Below are 24,241 nucleotides of genomic sequence, written 5' to 3'. Positions count from 1 at the left end.
CACCTTCACAGGAATGGCCCGCTCCGGAAGTCGGAGCGGGCCACTGACCGGAGTGAAGGGAGGGCTACAGGAACGCGAGGTTCACGACCCAGAACGAACAAGCGGCCACCACCGCGGCCGCCGGCATCGTGATGAACCAGCCCATCACGATGTTCTTGGCAACGCCCCACCGCACGGCATTGACCCGCTTCGTGGCGCCCACGCCCATGATCGCCGAGGTGATGACGTGCGTCGTCGACACCGGCGCCTTGAAGAGATACGCCGTGGTGAACATGATCGCCGCGCCCGTCGTCTCCGCCGCGAACCCCTGCGGAGGATCAAGCTCGATGATCTTCCGCCCCAGCGTCCGCATGATCCGCCAGCCACCCGCGTACGTCCCCAGCGACAGCATCAGCGCGCAGACGATCTTCACCCACACCGGGATCGGATCGCCGTAGGTCGAATGCCCGGAGATCACCAGGGCCATCACCACGACACCCATGGTCTTCTGCGCGTCCTGGAGACCGTGCCCGAGGGCCATGCCCGCCGCAGACACCGTCTGCGCGATACGGAACCCCCGCTTGGCCTTGTGCGGATTGGCCCGCCGGAAGATCCACATGATCGCGGTCATCACCAGGTAACCGCCGACGAGACCGACGACCGGCGACACGAACATCGGCACGATGACCTTGTCGACGACCCCGTGCCAGATGACATCGGTACCGCCGGCCAACGCGGCCCCCACCATCCCGCCGAACAACGCGTGGGACGAGGACGACGGCAGGCCGAAGTACCAGGTGACCAGGTTCCAGGTGATCGCACCGATCAGTGCCGCGAAGAGAATCCCCATCCCCTTCGACCCCTCGGGCGTCTCGATCAGCCCCTCGCTGACGGTCTTGGCGACCCCGGAACCGAGAAAAGCACCCGCGAGATTCATGACCGCGGCCATCGCCAGCGCCGCGCGCGGAGTCAGCGCCCGAGTCGATACGGACGTAGCGATGGCGTTCGCAGAGTCGTGAAAACCGTTCGTGTACGTGAAAAAGAGCGCGACCAGAATGGTCACGACCAGAGCGAAGGTGTCCATGGAGAGGTCAGGACTCCTTGACGGCGATGGTCTCCACCGTGTTCGCCACGTGCTCGAACGCGTCCGCCGCTTCCTCCAGCACATCCACGATCTGCTTGAGCTTCAGCACCTCGATGGCCTCGTACTTGCCGTTGAAGAGCATGGCCAGCAGCTTGCGGTGGATCTGGTCGGCCTGGTTCTCGAGGCGGTTGACCTCGATCCAGTACTCGGTGAGGTTCTCCATCGTGCGCAGGTTCGGCATGGCCTCCGCGGTCAGCTCCGCCGCGCGCGCGAGCACCTCGATCTGCTGCTCGACGCCCTTGGGCAGTTCCTCCACGTTGTAGAGGACGACCAGGTCGACGGCCTCCTCCATGAAGTCCATGATGTCGTCGAGGCAGGAAGCGAGGTTGTAGATGTCCTCGCGGTCGAAGGGCGTGATGAACGAGGAGTTCAGCTGATGGAAGATCGCGTGCGTGGCATCGTCACCGGCGTGTTCAGCGGCCCGCATACGCTCTGCGATCTCGGCCCGGCCGGCGGTGTCCGCCCCGAGCAGTTCCATGAGGAGTTTCGAGCCCGTGACGATGTTGTCCGCGGACGCGGCGAACATGTCGTAGAAGCTCGTCTCCCTGGGGGTCAGACGAAAGCGCACAAGGGGTCCTCGGGATGCATCGGTTTCGGTCAGGCTGATGCTAAGTGCATCATCCGGCCACGGCTAATGGGCCGTCCCCCAGTGTCGCCCATCAGGCACAGTGATCCGCACGGGGGCGTACCAAGGGCCCTATACCCAGCAAAGTTCGTTACGATATACCCACTAGGGGTATATGTCTGGAGGACGCGATGGACGCGATGACGACCACCGAGGCCGGCGCGACGGCAGCGCCCTCCGAGCCGGCTCTGGAACCGGTGACGCACGGTTACCACAAGCAGAAGGACGAGCACCTCAAGCGCCTGCGCCGGATCGAGGGCCAGATCCGCGGACTGCAGCGCATGGTCGACGAGGACGTCTACTGCATCGACATACTCACCCAGGTGTCCGCCTCCACGAAGGCCCTGCAGTCGTTCGCGCTGCAGCTCCTGGAGGAGCACCTGAGGCACTGCGTCGCCGACGCGGCCGTCAAGGGCGGCGAGGAGATCGACGCGAAGGTCGACGAGGCGACGAAGGCGATCGCCCGGCTCCTCCGCACATAACGGCTCCTCCGCACGTAACTAACCGGTCCGACCAGCCTGACCGGTTAGTCGGGCGCACAGGAGGAGGCGTCCCGTTCCTCGGCCACTTTCAGCACCTCGTCGATGCTCTCAAGACTGAGCCGGTCCTCGGCGGCCGAGGCCGCGATGATCAGGTCTCCGCACAGCTCGATCTCGGCGAGGGCCACGTGGTCCTGAACTGCCGTACCGCCGACCGGAGCCACGTGCATCACCTCTTCTCTGCCGTCACCGACTTCCTAGAGTAGGGAGCGGTCTACACAACGCGCATGGCACGGACGGGCTAGTTCTCACCCCGACCCACACCGATCGATTCAGGTCACTTCTCGGCGATCTGCCCGGCGTAGATGTCCTTCGACGCCGGAAGCCGTACGTCCACGGGGGCCCCGAAGTCGTACAGCAAGGTCGTCGAGGTGACCGCCACGGTGCTGCGGCGCTGCCCGTTGACGAAGCTGAACCGCTGCTGGACCTTGCGGACGCGCCCCTGGTCGTCGAGGTAGACGTCGAAGGGCACCCGGGCGGTGGCGAACCCTTTCGCCGCCGACCTCAGCGCCGCCTCGTTCCCCGCCGACGCGCTCCTCGCGGCGACGGAGAGATCGGCGACCCCCCGATAGTGACGCACGGAGGCCCCGGCCACCTCCGTCTTTCCCAGATCCGTCGCGGTAGTCGTCCCACGCAGCAATTCGGCGGCGGCGTAGGGGTCGGTGGCCCCGCCCGTCACGAGGTTCCCGTCGGACAACGTCCCGGTGTCGACCCTTACCCACTTGTCGGCCGGTACTCCGGCGCCCCGGTTCTTCATGAACAGGGCGCCGGGCGCGAGGAGTTCGGTGATCGGCCGGTGCTCGCTGGCGCCGGCCGGATCCTGCGGCAACTGCACCTTCAGTCGGCCGAGTTGGCGCCGGAAGTCGTAGACGCCCTCGCCGCGGATGGTCACGCGGGTGCCGCCGGTGGCCATCTCCATGGACGTACGGGCCTGCGAACTCCCCGCCGCCACAAGGGTGTCGGCCGCGCGCCGCACCACCGCGACCGTGTTCCCGGCACCTCGCGCGTCCGCCATGGCCGCCCCGTCACCGCCGCTGCATCCACCGGTACCGACGCAGGCCCCGACCACGAGTCCCGCCGCGACGACCGCCCCACCGGCTCGCCTTTGCTGCCGCTCCATCGCTGCCGTACCCCCGGTACGTCGTCACGGGCCCCCTGTCGTTCCGCTTAACGAGCGGGCAGGTGGCCCCGTCACGCGGGTCGGGGGCACGGACAAGGTCGTAGGACCGCCATACGAACCCTTTACCGAAGGTCGGTAACGTTGTCGGAGTGGCTCAGCCGGACAGCCGAGAGGCTCCCCCCGAACACCCGGAACATCTCACGACGACGGTCGAACAGGGACCGTTCTGTGTCGCCCGCTGCGTCTGCGGCTGGCGGGGTCCGGCGAGACGCGCGAGAAGCCAGGCCAGGACGGATGCCACGGTCCACTCGGCTGTTCCAAACCCGTGACATGACCACGAGAACTTGTGGGGCACCGGACGTATCTCACTTCACGGAACCCCCACAGGAGGCGTAAATGGAACGGCGTTCGTTCATCGGTGGCGGCATGGCCGCGATAGCGGCGGTCGCGACGACCGCGTGCAACGGCAAGAACATCGGCGGCGGTGACACGTCCGCCACGGCGACCGACGCTTCCGCTTCTACGGGTACGACGGGACTGCGCACCACCAGTGCCGCGGCCGCCGCCAACTGGGCCGCCCTGGCCCGCGAGCTGGACGGCACCCTGGTCCGCCCCGGCGACGCCTCCTGGAAGACGGCCCACCAGCTCTACAACACCCGCTTCGACTCCCTGAAGCCGGCCGCGGTGGCGTACGTCGCGAACCCCGACGACATCCGCTCGGTCCTCTCCTACGCCCGCGCCCACAACATCCGCGTCGCGATCCGCAACGGCGGCCACTCCTACGCGGGCTTTTCCTCGGGCGACGGCCGCCTCATCCTCGACGTGTCCAAGCTGAACAAGATCCGGGCGAGCGGCTCAACCGCGGTCGTCGGCGCCGGTTCCAAGCTGATCGACGTGTACCGGGGTCTCGCCGCGAAGGGCGTGACGATCCCCGCAGGCTCCTGCCCGACGGTCGGCGTCTCCGGCCTCACACTCGGCGGCGGCCACGGCGTGGTCTCCCGCGCCTACGGCCTGACCTGCGACAGCCTCACGCAGGCGACGCTGATCACGGCGGACGGCAAGCAGCTGGTCGCCAACTCCACCGAGAACAAAGACCTGTTCTGGGCGCTGCGCGGCGCGGGCAACGGCAACTTCGGCGTCGTGACGGAGCTGCAGTTCAAGACCCACCCCGCGCCCCAGGCCGTATCGGGCTACCTGACCTGGCCGTCGTCGATGGCGGCGGCCGTGGTGAAGGCCTGGCAGGAGTGGGGCCCGGACCAGCCCGACGAGATCTGGTCCTCCTGCCACCTGACGAACACGCCGGGTGGCACCCCCAAGGTCTCGGTCGCGTGCTTCTCCCTGGGCACCTACAACGAACTCCAGAACGCGGTCGACAAGCTGGCCCACCTGGTAGGCGGCAACGCGTCGAGCGTCTCGCTCAAGCGGCACACCTACGAGGAGTCGATGGAGGCCTACGCCGGCTGCTCGTCCTTCTCCACCGACGCCCAGTGCCACCTGCCGGGCTCGACCCCCGGCCGCTCCCCGCAGGGCGCGCTGGCGCGGGAGACCTACGTCGGCCGCTCCGACTTCTTCGACCGCTCGATCTCGGCCACGGGCATCCAGACGATGCTCAACCAGATGAAGGCGGTCCGCGGCAACTCGGGCGACATCGCCCTGACAGCCCTGGGCGGCGCGGTCAACCGCGTCTCCCCCACAGCGACAGCCTTCGTCCACCGCCGCTCCCGCATGCTGGCCCAGTACATAGTGTCCTGGCCATCAGGCACGGCCGGCACGGCAGCCCAGTCCTGGCTGACGTCCTTCCACACAGCGATGAAGCCGTACGCCTCCGGCGCGGCCTACCAGAACTACACCGACCCAACTCTTACGAACTGGCGCAAGGCGTACTACGGCGACGCGGCAACCCGCCTGACGACGCTGAAGAAGCAGTACGACCCGACCCACTTCTTCAGCTACCCGCAGGGCCTGTAGGCCTGACTTTGCAACTGGCGGTCCCGCAATGCCCTTAGGGGCGCGGGGAACTGCGCGACCAGCCACAGCGCACCCGCAGCCGAAGAACCGACCTTACGACGGAGCAATCACGCCGCCAGATCCCGTTCCTCACTACCCGACGTCTCCGCCCGAGCCCCCGGAATCACAGCATCCCGTCTTACCCGGCGAACACCGGCCGACCGAACCACCCACCCACCCCAAGCCGACCCCTCGACAGCCTGGAGCACCGGCGTAAGCAAAGCCATGGCAAGCGGAGAAAGAAGCAGAGCAACAGCCGTACCCAGCGCGAACCCACCGACCACGTCAGTCGGATAGTGCACGCCCATGTACACCCGGCAAAACCCTTCGAGCAACGCAAGCCCGATCCCGACCAGCCCGAACCGCCGATCCGCGACGAACAACGCGACCCCCATCGCCATGGTGATGGTCGCGTGATCGCTCACGAACGAGTAGTCGGTCTTCCCCGAGATCAGCACATCAAGCCCGGTGTGGTCGAGGAACGGCCGCGGCCGCTCCACAAACCCGCGTATGGGTACGTTCACGAGAACAGCAAGCGCAGCGGCAAGCGGCGCCCAGACCAGCCCCGCGACGGACGCCGCGGAATCCTCGTCCCCCCGCCGCCGCACGGACCACCAGCACCACACCACGAGCAGCACCATCGCGATCAGCAGCCCGTACTCACCGACGAACTCCACGATCCGGTCGAACCAGTGCGGTGCGTCCTTCGCGAGTCCATTGATGTCGTAGAGCAGATCGACGTCGGGATTCGACCCGGATTCGGCGACTACAGCCATGGTGCTGCGGCTCCTTCGTCGTAGTTCCGGGCGCATCTCTCGTGCGCATTACTGAACAGGAACGCACGGTCCCGCTTAATACGTTCCACCCTCCACCGAATGATCACTCAGACGTTATCGAAGAGAGACACATCGCCCCAGCTCAGGGGGTGGGTTCACGCTCGGTTCACACCGTCGTGGGGAGTGCTTTCGCGCCATCTTCGGTGACGCGGGTGGCACCGAAGTAATCGGGGGTGTCAATGGGGTCGAATCGGATCACAGCACCCGTCCGGGGTGCGTCGATCATGAACCCGCCGCCGACATAAATCCCCACATGCCGGATCGCGCGGGAATTGGTGAGGTCGTCCGAGAAGAACACCAGATCTCCCGGCAGCAATTCGGCCCGCTGCGGGTGCGGCCCCGCGTTGTACTGATCGTTCGCGACGCGCGGCAGCGTGATCCCCGCACTCTCGAACGCGGCCTTGGTCAGCCCCGAGCAGTCGAAGCGCCCGCCCTGGTCGGCGGTGCCGTTCCCGCCCCAGAGATAGGGGGTGCCGAGCTTGTTCTGGGCGTAGTTGATGGCGGTGGCGGCCTGCTGGGAGGGATCGACCCGGCTGACGGGCGCGGCGAAGCTCTGCTCCAGCGTCGTGATCGTCTTCACGTAGTTCTTGGTCTCCGAGTACGGCGGTACGCCCCCGTACTTGATGACCGCGTACGCGCCCGCGTTGTACGAGGCGAGCATGTTCTCGGTCTGGTTCCCCGGCACGTCCTTCACATACGAGGCGAGCTCGCAGTCGTAGGACGCGGCCGACGGGATCGCGTCATTCGGATCCCATACGTTGCGTACGCCGTCGCCGTTGCCGTCGATCCCGTGCGTGGCCCAGGTCCCCGGGATGAACTGCGCTATCCCCTCGGCCTTCGCCGGGCTCTTCGCGTTCGGGTTGAACCCGCTCTCCTGGTAGAGCTGGGCGGCGAGCAGTGCGGGGTTGAGGGCGGAGCAGAGGTTGCCCCACTTCTGTACGAGCGCCGAATAGGCCGTCGGCACCGCGCCCTTGGCGAGCGCGACGTTCCCGCCACCGGCTCCGTTGACGAGGTTCCCGGCGACGAGGTACACCCCGACGACGAGCAGCATCACAAAGCTGAGCCCGAGCCCAGCCGCGACCCCACCGGCCACCCATACTTTTCGCACGGCTCAACCCTCCCCCATGTCAGCCCTGTTCAAGGCCATTTCGGGGCAGGGTGGCGGCATTTCGCCGTGCTTCCACCACATCTGACGCGTATTCAGCGCGTCCGGAGCGCCGTGTACCGCTCCTTATTACGGCTGTTACGGGTCGGTCGTCGCGTCCTTGTACAACTCGGCTGCTTCTTTCCCGAACACGACACTGTACGAAATGTCAGGCGTCAGTCCGCCCTGTTCGTGTCCGCCGATGACACCCACGACCTGCTGGTCCCCGTTCACCCAGGGGCTGCCGCTGGTGCCGCCGGTGAAGCCCGGGCAGTCGATGCGCTGCTGGGTGCCGCTGTGCTGGGTGGGTTTGTTGGTGCAGCTGATCGGCTGATCGGTGGCGGAGGGATACCCGGTGATGGTCACGGCCGTGGCTCCGGTGGCCATCCCGGTGACGAACCCATCGGCCCCGACGACGTCCTCGATGTTCTTGCCGCCCACCTCGACGACCGTGGCGAACCCGATGTCGCTGTCCTCCGCCTGCCCCTTGGACCACCCGTCGGGCAGGAACCGCTTCTCGATCTTCCACACCCCGTAGGGAGCCATGCCGTCCCGGTACCCGGGCACGAACACGTCTCCGGGGTCCCCGTCCAGGCAGTGGGCCGCGCTGACGATGAGGTTGTGCCCCGCGCTGTGCACCACGGACGCGGTGCAGTGGTGCCCGCCGGCCAGGCTGGTGACATGGGCCGCCCCGAACAGGGCACCCACCCGCGCGCTCTCCTTGCTCGCCACGGTCACCGTGGTCACGCCGAAGGGCCCCGGGCCGTCGTCGGCGGTCGCCACGGACGCGGAGGTCAGTGCCAGCGTCACCACGGCGACGAACAGCGCGTACCTACGGTTGCCCGCGAGGCGAGCGGAACGGGAGATGCCTGAGCTGCGCTTCATCGGCCCCCACTTTGTCCCACGAAGGTGAGAAAGGACGTCGACGTTTGCTGAGATTTCGCTGTGAACGGCTCATTCCATGGCATGCGAGATCGCACATTCGGCGCTTCGTTCGGCGGTCAGTCCACCGTACTGTCCCCCCGTCCCTCCCGCCTCTCCTGCGCGATACTCAAACCCATTCCCGCACTCGACGAAGGAAACCCCCGTGTCTGACATCCCCCCCGACCTCACCTGGGAACGAGCGGCCCCACCGGACGCGACCGGCCCCGGCCCCTGGATCGAGATCGCCTTCGGCGCCGGGGACGACGGCGAGGCCCCGGTCTACATCCGCGAGACCAGCGACCCGGACAACGTGGTCACCACCAACCGCCGCAAGTGGGACGCCTTCGTGCTCGGGGTACAGGCGGGCGAGTTCGACCACTTCGTGGAGGGTGTGCAGGACGAGGCGGACACAACAGCCCCGGAAAACGGGCCACATGCATAGAAGCCGCGTCTACGCCCTCCTGATTGACACCCCCGGACCGGAGGCCGCCGCCGCTGCGTCCTTCTGGGCGGCGGCACTCGGCGCGTCCGCCGTACCGGTCCCGGCGGAGGAACAGTTCACCAGCCTCCACGGGGCAATCCCCGGCCTGGTCACGGCGGTTCAGTCGATCGACGATCCCAACCCGCGCTTCCACATCGACATCGAGACGGACGACGTGGAGGCGGAGACCGCCCGCCTGCTCGCCCTTGGCGCGACCCAGGTCTCCCGTTGGCTGGAATGCCGGGTACTGCGCGCCCCCGGCGGCCATCTGCTCTGCGTCCTGCCGGTGCACAGCACCCCTGCGGTCTTCAACGCCGGGGCGCGCACCTGGAGTTAACGCGACTGGGCAGAGGCCGCTCAGAACGTCGTCGTCATCCCCCCGTCCACCGCGATCGTCTGCCCCGTGATGAACGACGCCGCGTCGCCCGCCAGGAACACGACGATCCCGGCGATCTCCGCCGGTCGCCCCCAACGCCCCAGCGCGGTGCGGGTCCTGAGCCAGCGGCCCCACTCGGGGTCGTCCGCCAGCCCGGCGTTGACCTCGGTCGCGAAGGTTCCCGGTGCCACCGAGTTGACCGTCGTGCCGCTGGGCCCCAGGTCGGCGGCGAGCGCCCGGGTCAGCCCGTCGAGGCCGGCCTTCGCCGTGGCGTAGGCGACGTCCCCGGTGCGGCCCAACTGGCCGACGACGGAGGACACGTTGATGATGCGACCCGGGGTGCCGCGCGCGGCCAGGCCTTCGGCGACCGTCCGGCTCAGTGCGTACGCCGAGGTCAGGTGGACGTCGAGCATGCGCGCCAGCTCGTCCGGGGTCATCTCGCGCAGCCCGCGCCGGTCCCGTTGGCCGACGTTGTTGACCAGCACGTCGATGTCCCCGAGCCCGCGCACCGCCGCCCGCGCACCGGCACGCTCGGTGACGTCGAAGACGGCGGCCCCGGCGTCCAGCCCGTCGTCCCGCAGCGCGGCGACGGCCGCCTCGACGGTGGCCGGGTCCCGCCCGTTGACCAGTACCCGCGCGCCCGCCCTGCCCAGTCCCCGCGCCATCTCCAGGCCCAGCCCGCGCACCGACCCGGTCACCAGGGCCGTACGCCCACTGAGCGTGAAGTCGTCGTGGTCAGCCATCCCGCGACCTCCACCTGAGCTGTCACTGAAACACTCGTTTCAGTTACGGTAGCGCAGTGGGTACGACACCGTCATCACCGTCTTCGCCCAGGCGCACCGAGCTCCTCGACGCCTGCTACGCCTATCTCCTCGAACACGGCCTCACCGGCCTGTCCCTGCGCCCCCTGGCCGCCGCCACCGGCACCAGCCCGCGCGTCCTGCTCTACCTCTTCGGCAGCAAGGACGAGCTACTGCGGCAACTGCTCGCCCGCGCCCGGCACGAGCAGGTCGAGATGATGGCCGCCGTACTGACGAGGGCGGCCGGTGACGGCTTCGACGCCCTGGTCGACCGCCTGTGGGCGTTCCTCTCCGCACCGGAGCAGCGCCCCATGGTCCGGCTGACGTACGAGGCCTTCCTGCTGTCCCTGAGCCACGACCCCGGCCCCTGGGCGGGCTTCGCCGGCGAGGCGGCCCACGACTGGCTCGACCTCCTCGTGCGGGCCCAGCCGCCCGACACCCCTCCCGCTCTCGCGGAGGCCAGGGCGACCCGGGCGCTGGCCCTGATCCGGGGCCTCCTGCTGGACCTCCTGGCCTGCGACGAACCGCGGCGGGTCCAGTCGGCGCTCACCGTCGGGACCGCGAACGCGACACTCCCTACGCCACCGTCCTCACCGGAAACCGCGGACCCGACACCCCCTACGCCGCCGCCCCCACCGGGAACCGCACCCCGGTGAGCTCCTCGGAAGCCGTCCACAGCCGCTGAGCCGCCGCCACGTCGCTCGCCGCCGCACTCCGCCCCACCAGCGTCGGCGCGCCCCGCACCTCCATCGGCCCGCTCGGCCCGACGTAACTCGCGCCCGGCAGATCCTGGGTCGCCGCGAACAGCGTCGGCAGGGCGCCCCCCTTGTCGTCCTGGGCCACGACCTTGTTGCCGACGGCCATGAGCACCCGCGAGACAGGGTTCGTGGTGTGGCTCTGCAGGTTGGTCGCCGCCCAGCCCGGGTGCGCCGCGAGGGAGCGGACGCGCGAGCCCGACTCCGTGAGCCTGCGCTGCAGTTCGAGCGTGAAGAGCAGGTTGGCCAGCTTGGACTGGGAGTACGCGCGCTGCGGGCTGTAGATGCCGTCCAGGTTCAGGTTCTCGAAGTGGATGACGCGGTCGCCCATGCGGTGCGCGCCGGAGGACACCGTCACCACGCGGTCGGTGATGTGCGGCAGCAGCAGGTTCGTGAGGGCGAAGTGGCCCAGGTGGTTGGTGCCGAACTGCATCTCGAAGCCGTCGCGCGTGCGCCGCTCGGGGAGCAGCATCACGCCCGCGTTGTTGACCAGCAGGTCCAGCGGGCCGTCCCACCCCGCGGCGAACTCCCGCACGGACGCGAGGTCCGCGAGATCCAGCCGCCGCACTTCGGTACTGCCACTCACCTTCGCCGCCGCGGCCCGCCCGCGCTCCAGGTCCCGTACGGCGAACACGACATGCGCGCCCGCGCGGGCCAGCTCGGCGGCGGCCGCGAGACCGATCCCGCTGTTGGCGCCGGTGACGACCGCCGTACGCCCGGAGAGGTCGGGCACCCGGCTCGCGTCCCACTTGGTCTCGCTCTTGCTCTTGCTCTCGCTGCTGATGGTCTTGTCCGTCTTGTCCATGCCTCCCAATGTAGGCAACGCCTACAATGATGTCAATGACAACAATGATGTCGGCGCCAACAATGCTGGCGCCGACTACATCGGGATACGATGGTCCGCATGCCTGCACGCCCCTATCACCACGGAGACCTGCGCTCCGCCCTGCTCGCGAGCGCGGAGCGCACCCTGCTGGAGAAGGGGGTCGCGGCCCTGTCCCTGCGCGAACTCGCCCGGGACGTCGGAGTGAGCCATGCCGCCCCCGGCCGCCACTTCAAGGACAAGCAGGCCCTGCTCGACGCCCTGGCCCTGGCCGGCTTCGAGCGCATGACCGAGGAGCTGGACGCCGCCGACAGCCCCGAGCTGCCCCTGGAAGCCCGCCTCACCGAACTGGCCACGGCCTACGTGCACTTCGCGGTCTCGAACGCCGAGCTGCTCGAGGTCATGTACTCCCGCAAGCACGACCCCGACATCTCCGAGCAGCTGCGGGCAGCCGTGGACGGCACGACGACCCACTTCGTACGGATCGTCACCGACGCCCAGGGGCGCGGCGAGATGACCCCCGGCGCCCCCTGGACCATCGCCCTCGTCATCGGCGCCGCCCTCCACGGCACGGCGTCCTTCGCAGCCCAGGGCACCCTCACCCCGGAGGCGGCGGTCGAAGGCATCCCGACCCTGATACACCACCTGCTGCACGGCCTCACGCCCCGCGAGAACGAGCGGTGAGCGACAACTACTTGACGGTGATTCCGACCGACCCGCACTGGCAACCCGACCGGGCGGCCGCGGACCACGCCAAGGCCGCCCTGTCCGCCCTGCTCCCCGACGCCCGCCGCGGCCCGGAAGCCCGGTGGCACGACACCGTCGAAGTGGTCCACTGCGGCACGAACCTGGAGACGATCCGCTGCCCGCACTGCGGCGCGGACTCCGGCGACTGGTGGGGCGAAGCCGTCCAGGAGTGTTACGACGAAGGCTTCTCCACACTTCTGGTCACGGTCCCCTGCTGCGGCGCCGAGACATCGCTCAACGAGCTGACCTACGACTGGCCGATGGGCTTCGCGAGCTTCAGGATCGCGGCCCTGTATCCGAACCGAGGGTGGCTCACCGAGGAGGAGCTGGCCTCCGTCACAGCCGCGCTCGGACATCCCCTGCGCCAGATCCTCGCGCACTTCTAGCGCACTTCCGGCACCCCCGGTGACGCCTGTCAACGCGCGTCACGCTGTGGAGTTCCCGTGGAGAGAGTCAAGTCCGGGCCATCGCCACGCCATCCCGGCGCCATTGATCAGCAATCCCCCAACCCCCTTGAGTAACGCGGAAGTCAGAGTTCCGGAATCCTCCTTGTTGTCACGTACTCAACAAGAGATGGTCGTCGCGGGCCGCCGCCCCCACCGGGAACCTCACCGGTGGACCCCCCACCCGCAGGCCTCTGCCAACCTCTCTCTGGAGGCTGTACGTTGCGTACGTCACCGCCCAACTCCCCCCACATACGCGGCAACTGGCGCAGAATCGGTTCTGCCGCCGCCGCGACCGCCGCGCTCCTGATCGCCGGACTCGGCACCGCGGCCCACGCGAGCGCCGTCGCGGACACCACCGCGAGCACCAAGAAGGTCAGCGCCAGGACCGTCGCCGCACAGGTCGCCAAGGCCCATGTGCAGTACGAGAAGGCCGGCTGCGGCGCCACCCCGAAGAAGGGCTACGCCGCCTGTAACGCCCTCCGTGTCACCGGCGGCACCACCGCCTTCATGGAGAAGCAGGCCGCGCTGAAGGGCATCGCCCCCAAGACCATCTCCCCGAAGGCCGCCTCCGACGACCCCACCGGGTACGGCCCCTCGGACATCCAGTCCGCCTACGGCCTGGCGAGCGCCGCCTCCTCCGACGGCTCGGGCGAGACCGTCGCCATCGTCGACGCCTACGACGACCCGAACGCCGAAGAGGACCTCGCGACCTACCGGTCGTACTACGGCCTCTCGGACTGCACCACGGACAACGGCTGCTTCACCAAGGTCAGCCAGACCGGCTCGACGACCTCCCTCCCCTCCGCCGACAGCGGCTGGGCCGGTGAGGAGTCCCTCGACCTCGACATGGTCAGCGCGACCTGCCCGAACTGCAACATCCTCCTGGTCGAGGCCAAGTCGGCGAGCGACGCCAACCTGGGCACCGCGGTGAACGAGGCCGTCAAGCTGGGCGCCAAGTTCGTCTCGAACTCCTACGGCGGCTCGGAGTCCTCCTCCGACACGACGTACGACACCTCGTACTACAAGCACGCGGGCGTCGCCATCACCGCGAGCGCGGGCGACGAGGCCTACGGCGCCGAGTACCCGGCCGGCTCCCGCTACGTCACCGCCGTCGGCGGCACCAAGCTCTCCACGTCCTCCAACTCCCGCGGCTGGACCGAGAGCGTCTGGAAGACGAGCAGCACCGAGGGCACCGGCTCCGGCTGCTCCGCGTACGACGCGAAGCCCACCTGGCAGACCGACACGGGCTGCACCAAGCGCATGATCTCCGACGTCTCCGCGGTCGCCGACCCGGCCACGGGTGTCTCGGTCTACGACACCTACGGCGACGACGGCACCGGCTGGGGCACCTACGGCGGCACCAGCGCCTCGTCCCCGATCATCGCCTCGGTCTACGCCCTCGCGGGCACCCCGTCCAGCAGCTCCTACCCGGCCAGCTTCCCCTACGCCTCCGCCGGCACCTCCGCCCTGAACGACGTCACCAGCGGCAACAACGGCACCTGCTCCACGTCGTACTTCTGCACCGCGAAGTCGGGCTACGACGGCCCGACCGGCTGGGGCACCCCCGAGGGCGTGTCGGCCTTCACCGGCTGACACACCCCGCAGAACCTCCCCGTCGGGTCACGGGGAGCCGCCGGCAGAGGGGGACGTGGGGTCCCCTCGGCGGAGCAAGTGGCAACGGGCCGCGGCAACCAGCCGCGGCCCGTTCGCCATGTCCCGATGCCGTCATGCCCCCATGTGTCCATGTGCTAAGCGACTGCGTGACCAGTGGAAACCCCGTGGAAATACTGTGAGTTGGGTCAAGCGGGAGCCACCCGATGGCCATCGGACGGCCATCGGAAAGTAAGGCACAGCCCCCGTTCGGTAAGACGGAAGTCAGGATTCCAGCAGCCTCTTGTTGTCGCGTACTCAACAAGGGATCGTCATCGCGGGCCGCCCCCCACCGCCGGGGAAACCGTACCGGCGACACGCACCCGCACCGCCCCTGTTCCACCGACTCAGGAGGCTGCACCTTGCGTACCACCACCCCCAACTCCCCCCACACGCACGGTAGATGGCGCCGCATAGGATCCGCGGCCATAGCCACAGCCGCACTCGTCTTCACCGGCCTCGGCACCGCCGTACAGGCCGACGCCGTACAGAGCGCCACCACCTCCACCGCGGTGACCTACGCCGCCACCCCCTGTGCGACCCCCAAGCACACCGGCGATCTCACCTGCAAGTCCTACCGCGTCACCGGAGGCCTCACCGCCTTCCAGAAGATGCAGGCCGCGAAGACCGGCATCACCCCCAAGGCCGCCGACGCGTCGACCCCCTCCGGCTACAGCCCGACCAACCTCCGGTCGGCATACGGCCTGACGTCCGCCGCCGCCTCCAACGGCTCCGGTGAGACCATCGCGATCGTCGACGCGTACAACGACCCGAACGCCGAGGCCGACCTCGCGACCTACCGCTCGTACTACGGCCTCTCCGCCTGCACCACGGCCAACGGCTGCTTCAAGAAGGTCAGCCAGACCGGCTCGACGACCTCGCTGCCCTCCAGCGACGCCGGCTGGTCCGAGGAGATCTCCCTCGACCTCGACATGGCGAGCGCGATCTGCCCGCTGTGCAACATCACCCTCGTCGAGGCCACCAGCGCCAGCTACGCCAACCTCGGCACCGCCGAGAACGAGGCCGTAACCCTCGGCGCCAAGTTCGTCTCGAACTCCTACGGCGGCTCCGAGTCCTCCTCGCAGACGACGTACGACACCTCGTACTACAAGCACGCAGGCGTGGCCATCACCGTCTCCTCCGGTGACAGCGCCTACGGCGCCGAGTACCCGGCAACGTCCCAGTACGTGACGGCCGTCGGCGGCACCAAGCTCTCCACCTCCTCCACCACCCGCGGCTGGACCGAGACCGTCTGGCGCACCTCCAGCACCGAGGGCACCGGCTCCGGCTGCTCCTCCTACGACGCCAAGCCCACCTGGCAGACCGACACCGGCTGCACCAAGCGCATGGAGTCCGACGTCTCCGCCGTCGCCGACCCCGCCACCGGCGTCTCGGTCTACGACTCCTACGGCGTCACCGCCGGCTGGTACACCTTCGGCGGCACCAGCGTCTCCGCCCCGATCATCGCCGGCGTCTACGCCCTCGCCGGCACCCCCGCCAGCGGCACCTACCCGGCGCAGTACCCCTACGACTACGCGGGCACCTCGTCCCTCAACGACGTGACCAGCGGCTACAACGGCTCCTGCTCGACGGCGTACTTCTGCACCGCCGAGACCGGCTACGACGGCCCGACCGGCTGGGGCACCCCGGAGGGCATCTCCGCCTTCGCCAACTGACGACGACCCGGCCCCCATCCTGAACTGATCCTCAGTCACATGTCGTGCCACAGTGGGTCGTGGGGGCCACACCTGGCACGGGAGAACGGGCCGCGGCATCCAGCCGCGGCCCGTTCATCATGAGAACATCAAGGCGAACCGAATCCCGTAATCAGGGGCTAACGACCAAACCACGGACAGGTTCCGCTCCGGCCTCGTTGCCCGGCGTTACCTACCGTGATACACAGAGTGACCGTACGGGGTATTCGTACGAAACCCGCCAATCAATGACGCCAAGTCGACATCCGACGGCGCCTTTGTCGGCGACAATGATGCCTGACCTCTGCGCACCTGCAGGGGATGCGGAACTACCCATCAGGGGCGGTGACTTACATGCTCTCTGCGGCCGACAAGGGAGACATCAACACCATCATCGGCGGGATCGCTCCGGACTGGGGCCCCTTCGGCAGCCTGGGCAACGAGGCGAAGGTGATGATCGAGGTCGTGATGGCGGTCGCCATCCTGCTCTGCCTCGGGATCGCCGTATGGGGTGCGGCCAAACAGCGCATCGGCGCTACGGCGCTCCGCGACACGTTCAGCGCGGAGCAGGGCAAGGGACTCATCGTCGCCGGTCTGACCGGCGTCTTCATCATCGGCTCCCTCGGCACCCTCTTCACGATCGTGTACGGCATGGCCGTATAGCCGGCCTCGGCCGCCCGCCCTCTCCCCACCCCACCCGCCCGTCGTGCCCACCGGCTGAGGTTGCGTTTCCCTGATGTCGAGTCACCACACCGCGCCCACGCGGGAACCAGCACGGCTACCGTCGTACTTCCAGATGTTTCTGGACGACGGCGAAGGGGCGTACCCGGCATGAGTCCCGGAGACGAGCACGAGACCTCCGGCGGTTACGGCGGCACGGGCCAGACCCGCACCCGCCTCCCGCAGGGCACCGGCGGCGACATCTACGGCGGCGCCCGCAGAACCGGCCGCTCCTCCTCGAAAAGCCTGGTGACGGTCGTCGGAGTCGTCGTCCTCCTCATCGCCGCAATCGCCTTCGCCAACCGCGGAGGCGACAACTCCACGTCGACGGACGGCAATACGGCAAGCGGTTCCAAGCCGGATTCAGCGTCCACGGCAGCGAGCGGGACGAAGCCGGTGGAGTCGAAGACCGGTGGGATTCCGTCGGGCTTCGCGCGGAACCAGCAAGGTGCGCAGTCGGCGGCGGCGAACTACTCCGTGGCGCTGGGCTCGACCGGCATGTTCCAGAAGGAGATCCGGCACACGCTCGTGAACTCCCTCTACACGACCGGTGCCGCGAGCAAACTGACGGGTCCGATGGACCAGGCCTACTCGGCCGACTTCCTCGCCAAGTTGGGCCTCGACGCCAACGGCAACGCACCGACCGGCAGCACCTTCGTCTCGCGCGTCACCCCGGTGGGCACGACGGTCCAGCAGTACAGCGACAGCAGCGCGAAGGTCGCCGTCTGGTACGTGGGGCTCCTCGGCATGGCCGGGCAGACCTCGACCGATCCCGTCACCACCTCGTGGAAGACGTGGACCTTCGACCTCCAGTGGTCCGACGGCGACTGGAAGATCGCCAAGGACTCCCAGAAGGACGGCCCCGCCCCGGTACCCGGCGACGACACGGCTGCCACCTCGGACGAGATCAGCAAGGCCATCGACGAGTACGGAGGGTTCACGTATGCCCGGTAACCCGCAACGCGTGCTCAGGCTCGCCGGAATCGTGACCGCCGTACAGACGTCGCTCGTGCTGCTGGCCACTCACGCCGTCGCAGCGACCCCCAGCCCGTCCACCTCACCGTCCGCCTCGCCGAGCGTCGACTGCGGCCCCATCGTCGGCGACGCCAAGAAGTTCTGCGAACGCGGCAACGCAGGTAGCGGCTCCACCACCCCCAGCACCACCGACACCCTCGACCCCCTCTCCTCCCTCGCCAAGGGCTGCGCCGAAGCCGCCTCCTGGACAATCGACAAGCTCAGCGTCGCCGTCAAGGACACCGCGACCGTCGACTTCACGAACAACAAGTTCCTTCAGCAGTACGCCGTCGTCTTCGCCGCGTCCACGATCCTCACCCTTCTCCTGTGGCTCCTCGCGGTAGCGAAGCGCGCGGTCCGAGGCGTCCCCCTCACCACCGCGATCTCCGAGGCCGTTGGCTTCCTCTGGCTCACGGTCATCGCCTCCGCGTTCACACCCCTGATCCTGTACACAGTCGTCTCCGCCACCGACGGCATCACGGACGTCCTCGCGAAGACGACAGGCAACCAGGACACCTTCTTCGGCAACTTTTCCAACGCCCTGGCCAAGGGCGACAACATCGGCGGCGGCCCGATCATGCTGATCGTGGTCTCCCTGGTCAGCATCCTCGCCGCCGGCGTCCTCTGGCTGGAACTCGTCATCCGCGCCGCCCTCCTCTACGTAGGCGCCCTCCTCGGCACCGTCGTCTACGCCGGCCTCGTCGACAAGAACCTGTGGGGCCACGTCCGCCGCTGGGCCGGCATCATGATCGCGGTGATCCTGGTCAAACCGGTCATCGTCATCGTGCTGGGCCTGGCCGGCGCCCTGTCCACCGCCGACGGCCCGGACTCCTTCTCCGCCGTCGTCTCCGGCCTCGCGATCATCCTGCTCGCCATCTTCGCCAGCGCGATGATCTACCGCTTCGTCCCCGGCTTCGGCGACGACATCGCCAGCGGCCGCAACAACCGCATCATGCAGGGCGCCGAGGGCAAGGCCGCCGCGGTCATCAGCTCCCCGGCCACCATGGTCGCCCAGGGCATCAAGACCCACAGCGCCCGCGCGAACGACGGCGGGGGCGGCCAGTCCTCGTCCGGCGGCGGCGCCCGCCCGTCCAACCCGGTCTCCGGCGGCGTCGCGGCCCACAGCAGCCGCCCGTCGAGCGGTGGCGGCGGAGCTGTCCCCTCCGCCGCGCCCCCGCCCCGCCAGAGCCCGGCGAACACCCCGCACGCCAGCAACGCCCGCAACAACCGCACGGGAGGTGAAGGGCGTTGACGACAGAGTCCCACCTGTCCCATCCGATCACGCCCCGCCGGACATATCTCATCGGCCGAGCCCGGCCGAACGCGATCGTCGGCAAGAATCGTGAGACCGGCGAGATCGCGCTCATCATCCTGGGCGCGTTCCTCGGCATGATGAGCGGACTCCTCGTCCCCGTCCTCTCCCTGCGCATCGTGCTGCTGACCGGCTTCCCGATGCTGGCGCTGATGGCGGTCTACGTGCCGTACAAGCGCCGTACGTTCTACAAGTGGTTCGAGATCAACCGCAGTTACAAGCGGACCCTGCGCAACGGCACGACGTACCGCTCCTCCGTCATGGAGGCCGGCGTCCACCTCGACGGACGCGAGGTCGAGATCGGCCCACCGCCCGGGATCGGCCGCATCAACTGGCTGGCCGCCCCTTTCGGCCCCGACGAGATCGCCGTACTCCTGCACGCCGACCGCCGTACGGTCACCGCCGCGATCGAGATCGAGGGCCCGGGCGTCGGCCTGCGCGACAGCGAGGACCAGGAGGCCCTCGTCGACCGCTTCGGCACGCTCCTCAAGCACGTGGCGAACGGCGACGGCTTCGTCACCCGCATCCAGATGCTCGCCCGCACGCTGCCCGCCGACCCGGACGCCCACGCCAAGGACGTCGCCCAACGCGGCGACGAGAAGGCACTGAGCTGGCTGCAGCAGTCGTACGACCAACTGCAGTCGATGGTGTCCACCAGCAGCGAGCAGCACCGCGCCTACCTCGTCGCCTGCATGCACTTCACCCGCGAACTCTCCGCCGAGGCCCACGCGATGGCCCGCGCCTCGCGCCCCCACGCGGGCCGCAAGCTCGACCGCGACGCGGGCCTCGCCGTCGTCATGGCACGTGAACTCACCGATATCTGCTCGCGGTTGCAGGAGGCGGACATCCGCGTACGGCAGCCGCTCGGCCAGGGCCGGCTCGCCTCGCTCATCCACTCCATGTACGACCCGGACCACTCCATCGACCACCTCCAGGCGATGACGAAGCGCAACGCCTGGCCGGCCGAACTCGACGCCATGGAACCGACGTTCCTCCAGGCGAAGACCCGCGAGTCGTCCACCCGCGAACCGTGGTGCCACGCCACGGCCTGGGTGAAGGAGTGGCCGATGACCCCGGTCGGCGTGAACTTCCTGGCGCCCCTCCTCGTCCACACCCCGGACGTCATCCGCACGGTCGCCGTCACGATGGACCTCGAACCCACCGAGGTCGCCATCGAGCGCATGCTGACCGAGAAGACGAACGACGAGGCCGACGCGTCCCGCGCCGCCAAGATGAACCGCACCGTCGACCCCCGCGACGTCGCCGCCCACGGCCGCATGGACCAGCGCGGCGAGGACCTGGCGAGCGGCGCGGCCGGCGTGAACCTCGTCGGCTACATCACCGTCTCCTCCCGCAACCCCGAGGCTCTCGCGCGCGACAAGCGCACGATAAGGGCGTCCGCCGGCAAGTCGTATCTGAAGCTGGAGTGGTGCGACCGCGAGCACCACCGCGCGTTTGTGAACACACTGCCGTTCGCCACCGGCATCCGGAGGTAGGGGCTCAGATGCGGGATCCGCTGTCCGTCCTCACCGACGCCTTCACGTCCTTCCTCTTCGGCAAGATCGAGTCCACCCGCCTCCCCGTCCGCACCTCGACAGGCCAGGCCCAGGCGGTCTATCTCCCCACGGCAGCCCCCGGGTTGGGCGACTCGGGCGTCATCATCGGCCGCGAGGTCTACTCCGGCAAGGGCTACATCTACGACCCCTTCCAGCTCTACGGCCAGCAACTCCCCGCCCCCCACTGGCTGGTGCTCGGCGAGTCCGGCAACGGCAAGTCGGCCCTGGAGAAGACGTACGTCCTACGCCAACTGCGCTTCCGCGACCGCCAGGTCGTCGTCCTGGACGCCCAGGGCGAGGACGGCGTCGGCGAATGGAACCTGATCGCGGAGGAGTTGGGAATAACCCCCATCCGCCTGGACCCAACCGCCGCCCTGGACATGGGAATCCGCCTCAACCCCCTCGACCCGGCGATCACGACGACCGGCCAACTCGCCCTGCTCCGCACGATCATCGAGGTGGCGATGGGCCACGGCCTCGACGAACGCTCGGGCTTCGCGCTGAAGGTGGCGCACGCCTACGTCAACGAGACGATCGTCGAACGCCAGCCGGTCCTCATGGACATCGTCGAGCAACTACGCCACCCCGAACCGGAGTCAGCCGAGGCGATGAACGTCGCCATAGACGACGTACGGGCATGGGGCCTGGACGTGGCCCTGGTCATCGACCGCCTGGTCGACGGCGACCTCCGAGGCATGTTCGACGGCCCGACGACGGTGGGCATCGACCTGGACGCCCCGCTGATCGTCTTCGACCTGTCCCACATCGACCGCAACTCCATCGCCATGCCCATCCTGATGGCGATCGTCGGCGTCTGGCTGGAACACACCTGGATCCGCCCCGACCGGAAGAAGCGCATCTTCCTCGTCGAGGAGGCCTGGCACATCATCAACAGCCCGTTCGTGGCCCAACTCTTCCAGCGCCTGCTGAAGTTCGGCCGACGCCTGGGTCTGTCGTTCGTGGCGGTGGTCCACCACTTGTCGGACGTGGTGGACGGAGCGGCGGCGAAGGAGGCAGCGGCGATCCTCAAGATGGCCTCGACGCGAACGATCTACGCCCAGAAAGCGGACGAAGCACGCGCCACGGGCCGGGTGTTGGGGCTGCCACGCTGGGCGGTGGAGATCATCCCGACCCTCACCCCCGGTATCGCGGTCTGGGACGTCAACGGCAACGTCCAGGTGGTCAAACACCTGATCACCGAGACGGAACGCCCCCTCGTCTTCACCGACCGCGCGATGACCCAGTCCTCCCGCGACCACGACCGCGAACTGACCGACGACGCCCTGCGCGCCGCCGAGTTGGAGGCGGAGGAACGCGCGGCGGCCTTCATGGAACAGCACCTGAGCGATCTCGACGGCTCCTCCGAGTCCACGGTGGCGTGAGAGGCGAAGAGGCGAGATGAGACCGAACGACGAACGGGAGCGCCGAGGAGGCATCCCCGACGGCCTGTTGATCGGCCTGCTCGCCTTCCTCCTCGGCATGACCCTGCTGGTGTGGTCGGCCGCGGGCCTGGCAGCCCTGTTCTCCAAGGGCGCCTGGCCCACGGGCGTCACCTTCGCCCGCACCCCCCTGGCCATGCGCCACCTGATCGGCCAACCGCACGACATCACCGGCGCCTGGCCGGAAACCCCACCCACCCAACTCTCCGGCTACGGCCTCTTCTGGGGCCTGTTCATCGGCCAGTTGATGGTCCTCTTCGTCCTCACCGTGTTCACGATGGGCACGGTCGCGAGATGGCGGGCGGTACGGGCCAGGAGCCGAACGGCGGTACAAGCACCGGAAGTTCAGGAAGTACCGGCACCGAGACCGGAGCCACAGCCGCAGCCAACGGCCGTCTTCGAACAGCCGCCGAGCGCACCGCCGCTCGCCTCTACCTCAGCTTCTCCGATGAACGGTGAACGGGCGGGTGGGTGGGAAAAGATCTTCGTGGCACCGCCGGAAAGCCGCCAAGCAACCGCAACCCAGGCCGTACGGGACGCGGAAGGCCCCGCCCTCGTCGTCACGTCAAACCCCGCCGTCTGGCAGGACACCAAGGACGCCCGAGCCAAACTCGGCCCGATCCTCCTCTACGACCCCACCCACCTCTGCGACACCCCGGCCCGCCTCCACTGGTCCCCCACCACAGGCTGCGAGGACAAGCAGACCGCGGTGAGACGAGCCGCCGCCCTCCTGGCCCCCGTAAAACCCACCGCGAAGATCGACCAGGCAGTAGCGGACACGGCCGAAACGCTCCTCCGCAGCTACCTGCACGCCGCCGCGATCGACGGCCGCACCATCCGCCACGTCCACCGCTGGTCCCAAGGCACCCAGATCCAGGACGCGGTACGAACCCTCCGTACGAACCCCAAGGCTGCCCCCGGCTCAGCAGGCGAACTGGAAGCCGCGCTCACCTCGCACCCCGAACGCCGTGACATCGCCCAGGAGTTGACGAGCCGCGCGCTGTCCTCTCTCTTCACGGTCAACATCCGCGAAGCCTGCACACCCAACAGAACTGACGCGCTCTCCTTGGATTCCTTCGCGAACGAAGGGGGCACGCTTTATCTGGTAGGTGAATCCATCGAGGACCCCCGTACGAACCCGGGCGCGATGCCTCTCCTCACCGCCCTCGCATCAAGCGTGGTCGAGCGCGGCCGGCACATGGCCGAACGGTCATCGGCCGGTCGCCTCGACCCACCAATGACGCTCGTCCTGGACGACATCGCCGCGGTCGCCCCGCTCCCCCAACTCCCCGACCTCCTGGCCACGGGAGCCGACCGCGGCCTCCCCACCCTGGCCCTCCTCCGCTCCCAGGAACAGGCCAGAGCCCGCTGGCCGCACCACGAACTCCCGGTGTAGCACCAGGACTTACGGCACTCCGCGGCTACGGCCGCTCGAACGCCATCTCCAGCTCGCGCTCGTCCGCTTTCCCGGGCAGCGGCACGACGACCCCCGTGGGCACGAAGCCGACCTTGCCGTAGAACCGCCGGGCCCGTTCGTTGTCCTCGTGCACGATGAGCCGCACCCGCTCGACCCCACGCCCCCAGGCCCACTCCAGGGCAGCATCGAAGAGCACCTCGGTCAGCCCGATGCCCCGCACCTCCGGGCGCACGAACACCCCGACTATGTGCCCCTGCTTCCGCTCGACCGCGAAGCCGGCCCAGTCAACGGTCCCGGCCTCCTCAAGCAGCACGGTCAGCATCCCAACCCACTCGCCGTCCGGCCCCTCGGCAATGATCTGCTGAGCCTTTTCGGCACCTTCGGCGGCCCCTACGGCCCGCTCCTGATAGAAGGAGTCCGGCTGGGCCTTCGCCGCCTCGTAGGTCTCCATGAAGGCAAGGTGCGCGACGGGATCCTGCAGGGCGACGAGCCGCAGTTCCTTCGCCGCGGCCCACTCGTCGGCGCGTATCGAACGGATCTTGTAGTTCATGGCAGCAACGGTAGCCCAAACGCAGAAAACCCCCGTACCGAATTAACGGTACAGGGGTTTTCGCAATATTTGTTCGGCGGCGTCCTACTCTCCCACAGGGTCCCCCCTGCAGTACCATCGGCGCTGTAAGGCTTAGCTTCCGG

The 24,241-nt window shown here is 68.5% G+C and carries 25 protein-coding genes and 1 rRNA gene; 15 read left to right on the top strand and 11 right to left on the bottom strand.

Annotated elements, in window-relative coordinates; all coding sequences use genetic code 11:
* Positions 1-64: 64 nt before the first annotated feature.
* Both OO70_RS20065 and OO70_RS20060 read right to left on the bottom strand, forming a co-directional pair.
* Positions 65-1,063, bottom strand: a complete 999-nt coding sequence (locus tag OO70_RS20065; RefSeq protein ID WP_043672970.1) for an inorganic phosphate transporter — start codon at positions 1,061-1,063, stop codon at positions 65-67.
* A gap of 7 nt (positions 1,064-1,070) precedes the next feature.
* Entirely contained in the window at positions 1,071-1,691 is a 621-nt protein-coding gene (locus tag OO70_RS20060; RefSeq protein ID WP_043672967.1) for a DUF47 domain-containing protein, read from the bottom strand.
* A 197-nt stretch (positions 1,692-1,888) separates the two neighbouring features.
* On the opposite strand from OO70_RS20060, the gene OO70_RS20055 reads away from it, so the two are divergent.
* A complete protein-coding gene (locus tag OO70_RS20055) occupies positions 1,889-2,230 on the top strand; it encodes a metal-sensitive transcriptional regulator (RefSeq protein ID WP_043673926.1) in 342 nt (113 codons plus the stop codon).
* 44 nt (positions 2,231-2,274) lie between these two features.
* Here OO70_RS20055 and OO70_RS20050 read toward each other — a convergent pair whose 3' ends face one another.
* Both OO70_RS20050 and OO70_RS20045 read right to left on the bottom strand, forming a co-directional pair.
* Positions 2,275-2,457 (bottom strand): hypothetical protein, encoded by a 183-nt coding sequence (locus tag OO70_RS20050; protein ID WP_043672965.1) that lies wholly within the window; start codon positions 2,455-2,457, stop codon positions 2,275-2,277.
* Between the two features lie 107 nt (positions 2,458-2,564).
* The gene (locus OO70_RS20045) at positions 2,565-3,407 is read right to left on the bottom strand and encodes a hypothetical protein (RefSeq protein ID WP_043672962.1); all 843 of its coding nucleotides are present in this window, start codon (positions 3,405-3,407) and stop codon (positions 2,565-2,567) included.
* Positions 3,408-3,803: 396 nt separating this feature from the next.
* Here OO70_RS20045 and OO70_RS20040 point away from each other — a divergent pair, with 396 nt between their 5' ends.
* Positions 3,804-5,375 (top strand): FAD-dependent oxidoreductase, encoded by a 1,572-nt coding sequence (locus OO70_RS20040; RefSeq protein WP_043672959.1) that lies wholly within the window; start codon positions 3,804-3,806, stop codon positions 5,373-5,375.
* A 107-nt stretch (positions 5,376-5,482) separates the two neighbouring features.
* Here the strand turns inward: OO70_RS20040 and OO70_RS20035 are convergent, their stop codons facing one another.
* The 3 genes from OO70_RS20035 to OO70_RS20025 form a co-directional block, all read right to left on the bottom strand.
* The gene (locus OO70_RS20035; RefSeq protein WP_043672956.1) at positions 5,483-6,190 is read right to left on the bottom strand and encodes a phosphatase PAP2 family protein; all 708 of its coding nucleotides are present in this window, start codon (positions 6,188-6,190) and stop codon (positions 5,483-5,485) included.
* Positions 6,191-6,356: 166 nt separating this feature from the next.
* Complete coding sequence (locus OO70_RS20030) at positions 6,357-7,301, bottom strand: C40 family peptidase (RefSeq protein ID WP_106971713.1); 945 nt, start codon at positions 7,299-7,301, stop codon at positions 6,357-6,359.
* A 192-nt stretch (positions 7,302-7,493) separates the two neighbouring features.
* Positions 7,494-8,279 carry a trypsin-like serine peptidase gene (locus OO70_RS20025; RefSeq protein WP_199827354.1) on the bottom strand — a complete coding sequence of 262 codons (786 nt, stop codon included), beginning with the start codon at positions 8,277-8,279 and terminating at the stop codon, positions 7,494-7,496.
* A gap of 202 nt (positions 8,280-8,481) precedes the next feature.
* On the opposite strand from OO70_RS20025, the gene OO70_RS20020 reads away from it, so the two are divergent.
* Complete coding sequence (locus OO70_RS20020; protein WP_043672949.1) at positions 8,482-8,760, top strand: DUF397 domain-containing protein; 279 nt, start codon at positions 8,482-8,484, stop codon at positions 8,758-8,760.
* On the top strand, positions 8,753-9,136 hold the full coding sequence (locus tag OO70_RS20015; RefSeq protein ID WP_043672946.1) for a VOC family protein: 384 nt from the start codon (positions 8,753-8,755) through the stop codon (positions 9,134-9,136). The genes OO70_RS20020 and OO70_RS20015 overlap by 8 nt, the downstream gene beginning before the upstream one ends.
* Positions 9,137-9,156: 20 nt before the next feature.
* Here the strand turns inward: OO70_RS20015 and OO70_RS20010 are convergent, their stop codons facing one another.
* Positions 9,157-9,918, bottom strand: coding sequence for an SDR family oxidoreductase (locus OO70_RS20010; RefSeq protein WP_043672944.1), 762 nt, complete (start codon positions 9,916-9,918; stop codon positions 9,157-9,159).
* 56 nt (positions 9,919-9,974) lie between these two features.
* Here OO70_RS20010 and OO70_RS20005 point away from each other — a divergent pair, with 56 nt between their 5' ends.
* Positions 9,975-10,631, top strand: coding sequence for a TetR/AcrR family transcriptional regulator (locus OO70_RS20005; protein WP_063749731.1), 657 nt, complete (start codon positions 9,975-9,977; stop codon positions 10,629-10,631).
* Here OO70_RS20005 and OO70_RS20000 read toward each other — a convergent pair.
* Complete coding sequence (locus tag OO70_RS20000; RefSeq protein ID WP_043672943.1) at positions 10,594-11,535, bottom strand: oxidoreductase; 942 nt, start codon at positions 11,533-11,535, stop codon at positions 10,594-10,596. The two genes, OO70_RS20005 and OO70_RS20000, sit on opposite strands and share 38 nt — an antisense overlap.
* A gap of 90 nt (positions 11,536-11,625) precedes the next feature.
* Between OO70_RS20000 and OO70_RS19995 the strand changes: the two genes are divergently transcribed.
* The 10 genes from OO70_RS19995 (at position 11,626) to OO70_RS19950 (ending at position 23,527) form a co-directional block, all read left to right on the top strand.
* Positions 11,626-12,237: a TetR/AcrR family transcriptional regulator gene (locus OO70_RS19995; protein ID WP_043672941.1), complete on the top strand. Its 612-nt coding sequence runs from the start codon at positions 11,626-11,628 to the stop codon at positions 12,235-12,237.
* Complete coding sequence (locus OO70_RS19990; RefSeq protein WP_043672939.1) at positions 12,234-12,686, top strand: hypothetical protein; 453 nt, start codon at positions 12,234-12,236, stop codon at positions 12,684-12,686. Before OO70_RS19995 ends, OO70_RS19990 begins: the two co-directional genes overlap by 4 nt.
* 279 nt (positions 12,687-12,965) lie before the next feature.
* On the top strand, positions 12,966-14,339 hold the full coding sequence (locus OO70_RS19985) for a S53 family peptidase (protein ID WP_043672937.1): 1,374 nt from the start codon (positions 12,966-12,968) through the stop codon (positions 14,337-14,339).
* A 419-nt stretch (positions 14,340-14,758) separates the two neighbouring features.
* Complete coding sequence (locus tag OO70_RS19980) at positions 14,759-16,072, top strand: S53 family peptidase (protein WP_043672935.1); 1,314 nt, start codon at positions 14,759-14,761, stop codon at positions 16,070-16,072.
* Between the two features lie 372 nt (positions 16,073-16,444).
* A complete protein-coding gene (locus OO70_RS19975; RefSeq protein ID WP_033281366.1) occupies positions 16,445-16,753 on the top strand; it encodes a hypothetical protein in 309 nt (102 codons plus the stop codon).
* Between the two features lie 168 nt (positions 16,754-16,921).
* The gene (locus tag OO70_RS19970) at positions 16,922-17,764 is read left to right on the top strand and encodes a hypothetical protein (protein ID WP_043672930.1); all 843 of its coding nucleotides are present in this window, start codon (positions 16,922-16,924) and stop codon (positions 17,762-17,764) included.
* Positions 17,754-19,076: a membrane protein gene (locus OO70_RS19965; protein ID WP_043672927.1), complete on the top strand. Its 1,323-nt coding sequence runs from the start codon at positions 17,754-17,756 to the stop codon at positions 19,074-19,076. The genes OO70_RS19970 and OO70_RS19965 overlap by 11 nt, the downstream gene beginning before the upstream one ends.
* Complete coding sequence (locus tag OO70_RS19960; protein ID WP_043672924.1) at positions 19,073-20,632, top strand: SCO6880 family protein; 1,560 nt, start codon at positions 19,073-19,075, stop codon at positions 20,630-20,632. Before OO70_RS19965 ends, OO70_RS19960 begins: the two co-directional genes overlap by 4 nt.
* A gap of 8 nt (positions 20,633-20,640) precedes the next feature.
* A complete protein-coding gene (locus tag OO70_RS19955; RefSeq protein ID WP_043672922.1) occupies positions 20,641-22,074 on the top strand; it encodes an ATP-binding protein in 1,434 nt (477 codons plus the stop codon).
* Positions 22,075-22,090: 16 nt separating this feature from the next.
* Positions 22,091-23,527, top strand: coding sequence for a type IV secretory system conjugative DNA transfer family protein (locus OO70_RS19950; RefSeq protein WP_043672919.1), 1,437 nt, complete (start codon positions 22,091-22,093; stop codon positions 23,525-23,527).
* 25 nt (positions 23,528-23,552) lie between these two features.
* Here OO70_RS19950 and OO70_RS19945 read toward each other — a convergent pair whose 3' ends face one another.
* Both OO70_RS19945 and rrf read right to left on the bottom strand, forming a co-directional pair.
* Positions 23,553-24,098, bottom strand: coding sequence for a GNAT family N-acetyltransferase (locus OO70_RS19945; protein WP_043672916.1), 546 nt, complete (start codon positions 24,096-24,098; stop codon positions 23,553-23,555).
* A gap of 71 nt (positions 24,099-24,169) precedes the next feature.
* A 5S ribosomal RNA gene (gene rrf / locus OO70_RS57220) occupies positions 24,170-24,241 on the bottom strand; the annotation flags it as partial.

Source organism: Streptomyces xylophagus (genome assembly GCF_000716435.1).
Lineage (GTDB): Bacteria > Actinomycetota > Actinomycetes > Streptomycetales > Streptomycetaceae > Streptomyces > Streptomyces xylophagus.
This window is presented reverse-complemented; position numbering and strand designations above follow the sequence as displayed.

Coding starts and splice junctions, on each gene's coding strand:
- OO70_RS20010 (WP_043672944.1), bottom strand. CDS start 9,918: ATGGCTGACCACGACGACTTCACGCTCAGTGGGCGTACGGCCCTGGTG.
- OO70_RS20040 (WP_043672959.1), top strand. CDS start 3,804: ATGGAACGGCGTTCGTTCATCGGTGGCGGCATGGCCGCGATAGCGGCG.
- OO70_RS20045 (WP_043672962.1), bottom strand. CDS start 3,407: ATGGAGCGGCAGCAAAGGCGAGCCGGTGGGGCGGTCGTCGCGGCGGGA.
- OO70_RS20015 (WP_043672946.1), top strand. CDS start 8,753: ATGCATAGAAGCCGCGTCTACGCCCTCCTGATTGACACCCCCGGACCG.
- OO70_RS20065 (WP_043672970.1), bottom strand. CDS start 1,063: ATGGACACCTTCGCTCTGGTCGTGACCATTCTGGTCGCGCTCTTTTTC.
- OO70_RS19965 (WP_043672927.1), top strand. CDS start 17,754: ATGCCCGGTAACCCGCAACGCGTGCTCAGGCTCGCCGGAATCGTGACC.
- OO70_RS20035 (WP_043672956.1), bottom strand. CDS start 6,190: ATGGCTGTAGTCGCCGAATCCGGGTCGAATCCCGACGTCGATCTGCTC.
- OO70_RS19995 (WP_043672941.1), top strand. CDS start 11,626: ATGGTCCGCATGCCTGCACGCCCCTATCACCACGGAGACCTGCGCTCC.
- OO70_RS19970 (WP_043672930.1), top strand. CDS start 16,922: ATGAGTCCCGGAGACGAGCACGAGACCTCCGGCGGTTACGGCGGCACG.
- OO70_RS20000 (WP_043672943.1), bottom strand. CDS start 11,535: ATGGACAAGACGGACAAGACCATCAGCAGCGAGAGCAAGAGCAAGAGC.
- OO70_RS19975 (WP_033281366.1), top strand. CDS start 16,445: ATGCTCTCTGCGGCCGACAAGGGAGACATCAACACCATCATCGGCGGG.
- OO70_RS20030 (WP_106971713.1), bottom strand. CDS start 7,301: ATGCTGCTCGTCGTCGGGGTGTACCTCGTCGCCGGGAACCTCGTCAAC.
- OO70_RS19945 (WP_043672916.1), bottom strand. CDS start 24,098: ATGAACTACAAGATCCGTTCGATACGCGCCGACGAGTGGGCCGCGGCG.
- OO70_RS20025 (WP_199827354.1), bottom strand. CDS start 8,279: ATGAAGCGCAGCTCAGGCATCTCCCGTTCCGCTCGCCTCGCGGGCAAC.
- OO70_RS19950 (WP_043672919.1), top strand. CDS start 22,091: ATGAGACCGAACGACGAACGGGAGCGCCGAGGAGGCATCCCCGACGGC.
- OO70_RS20050 (WP_043672965.1), bottom strand. CDS start 2,457: ATGCACGTGGCTCCGGTCGGCGGTACGGCAGTTCAGGACCACGTGGCC.
- OO70_RS19955 (WP_043672922.1), top strand. CDS start 20,641: ATGCGGGATCCGCTGTCCGTCCTCACCGACGCCTTCACGTCCTTCCTC.
- OO70_RS20055 (WP_043673926.1), top strand. CDS start 1,889: ATGACGACCACCGAGGCCGGCGCGACGGCAGCGCCCTCCGAGCCGGCT.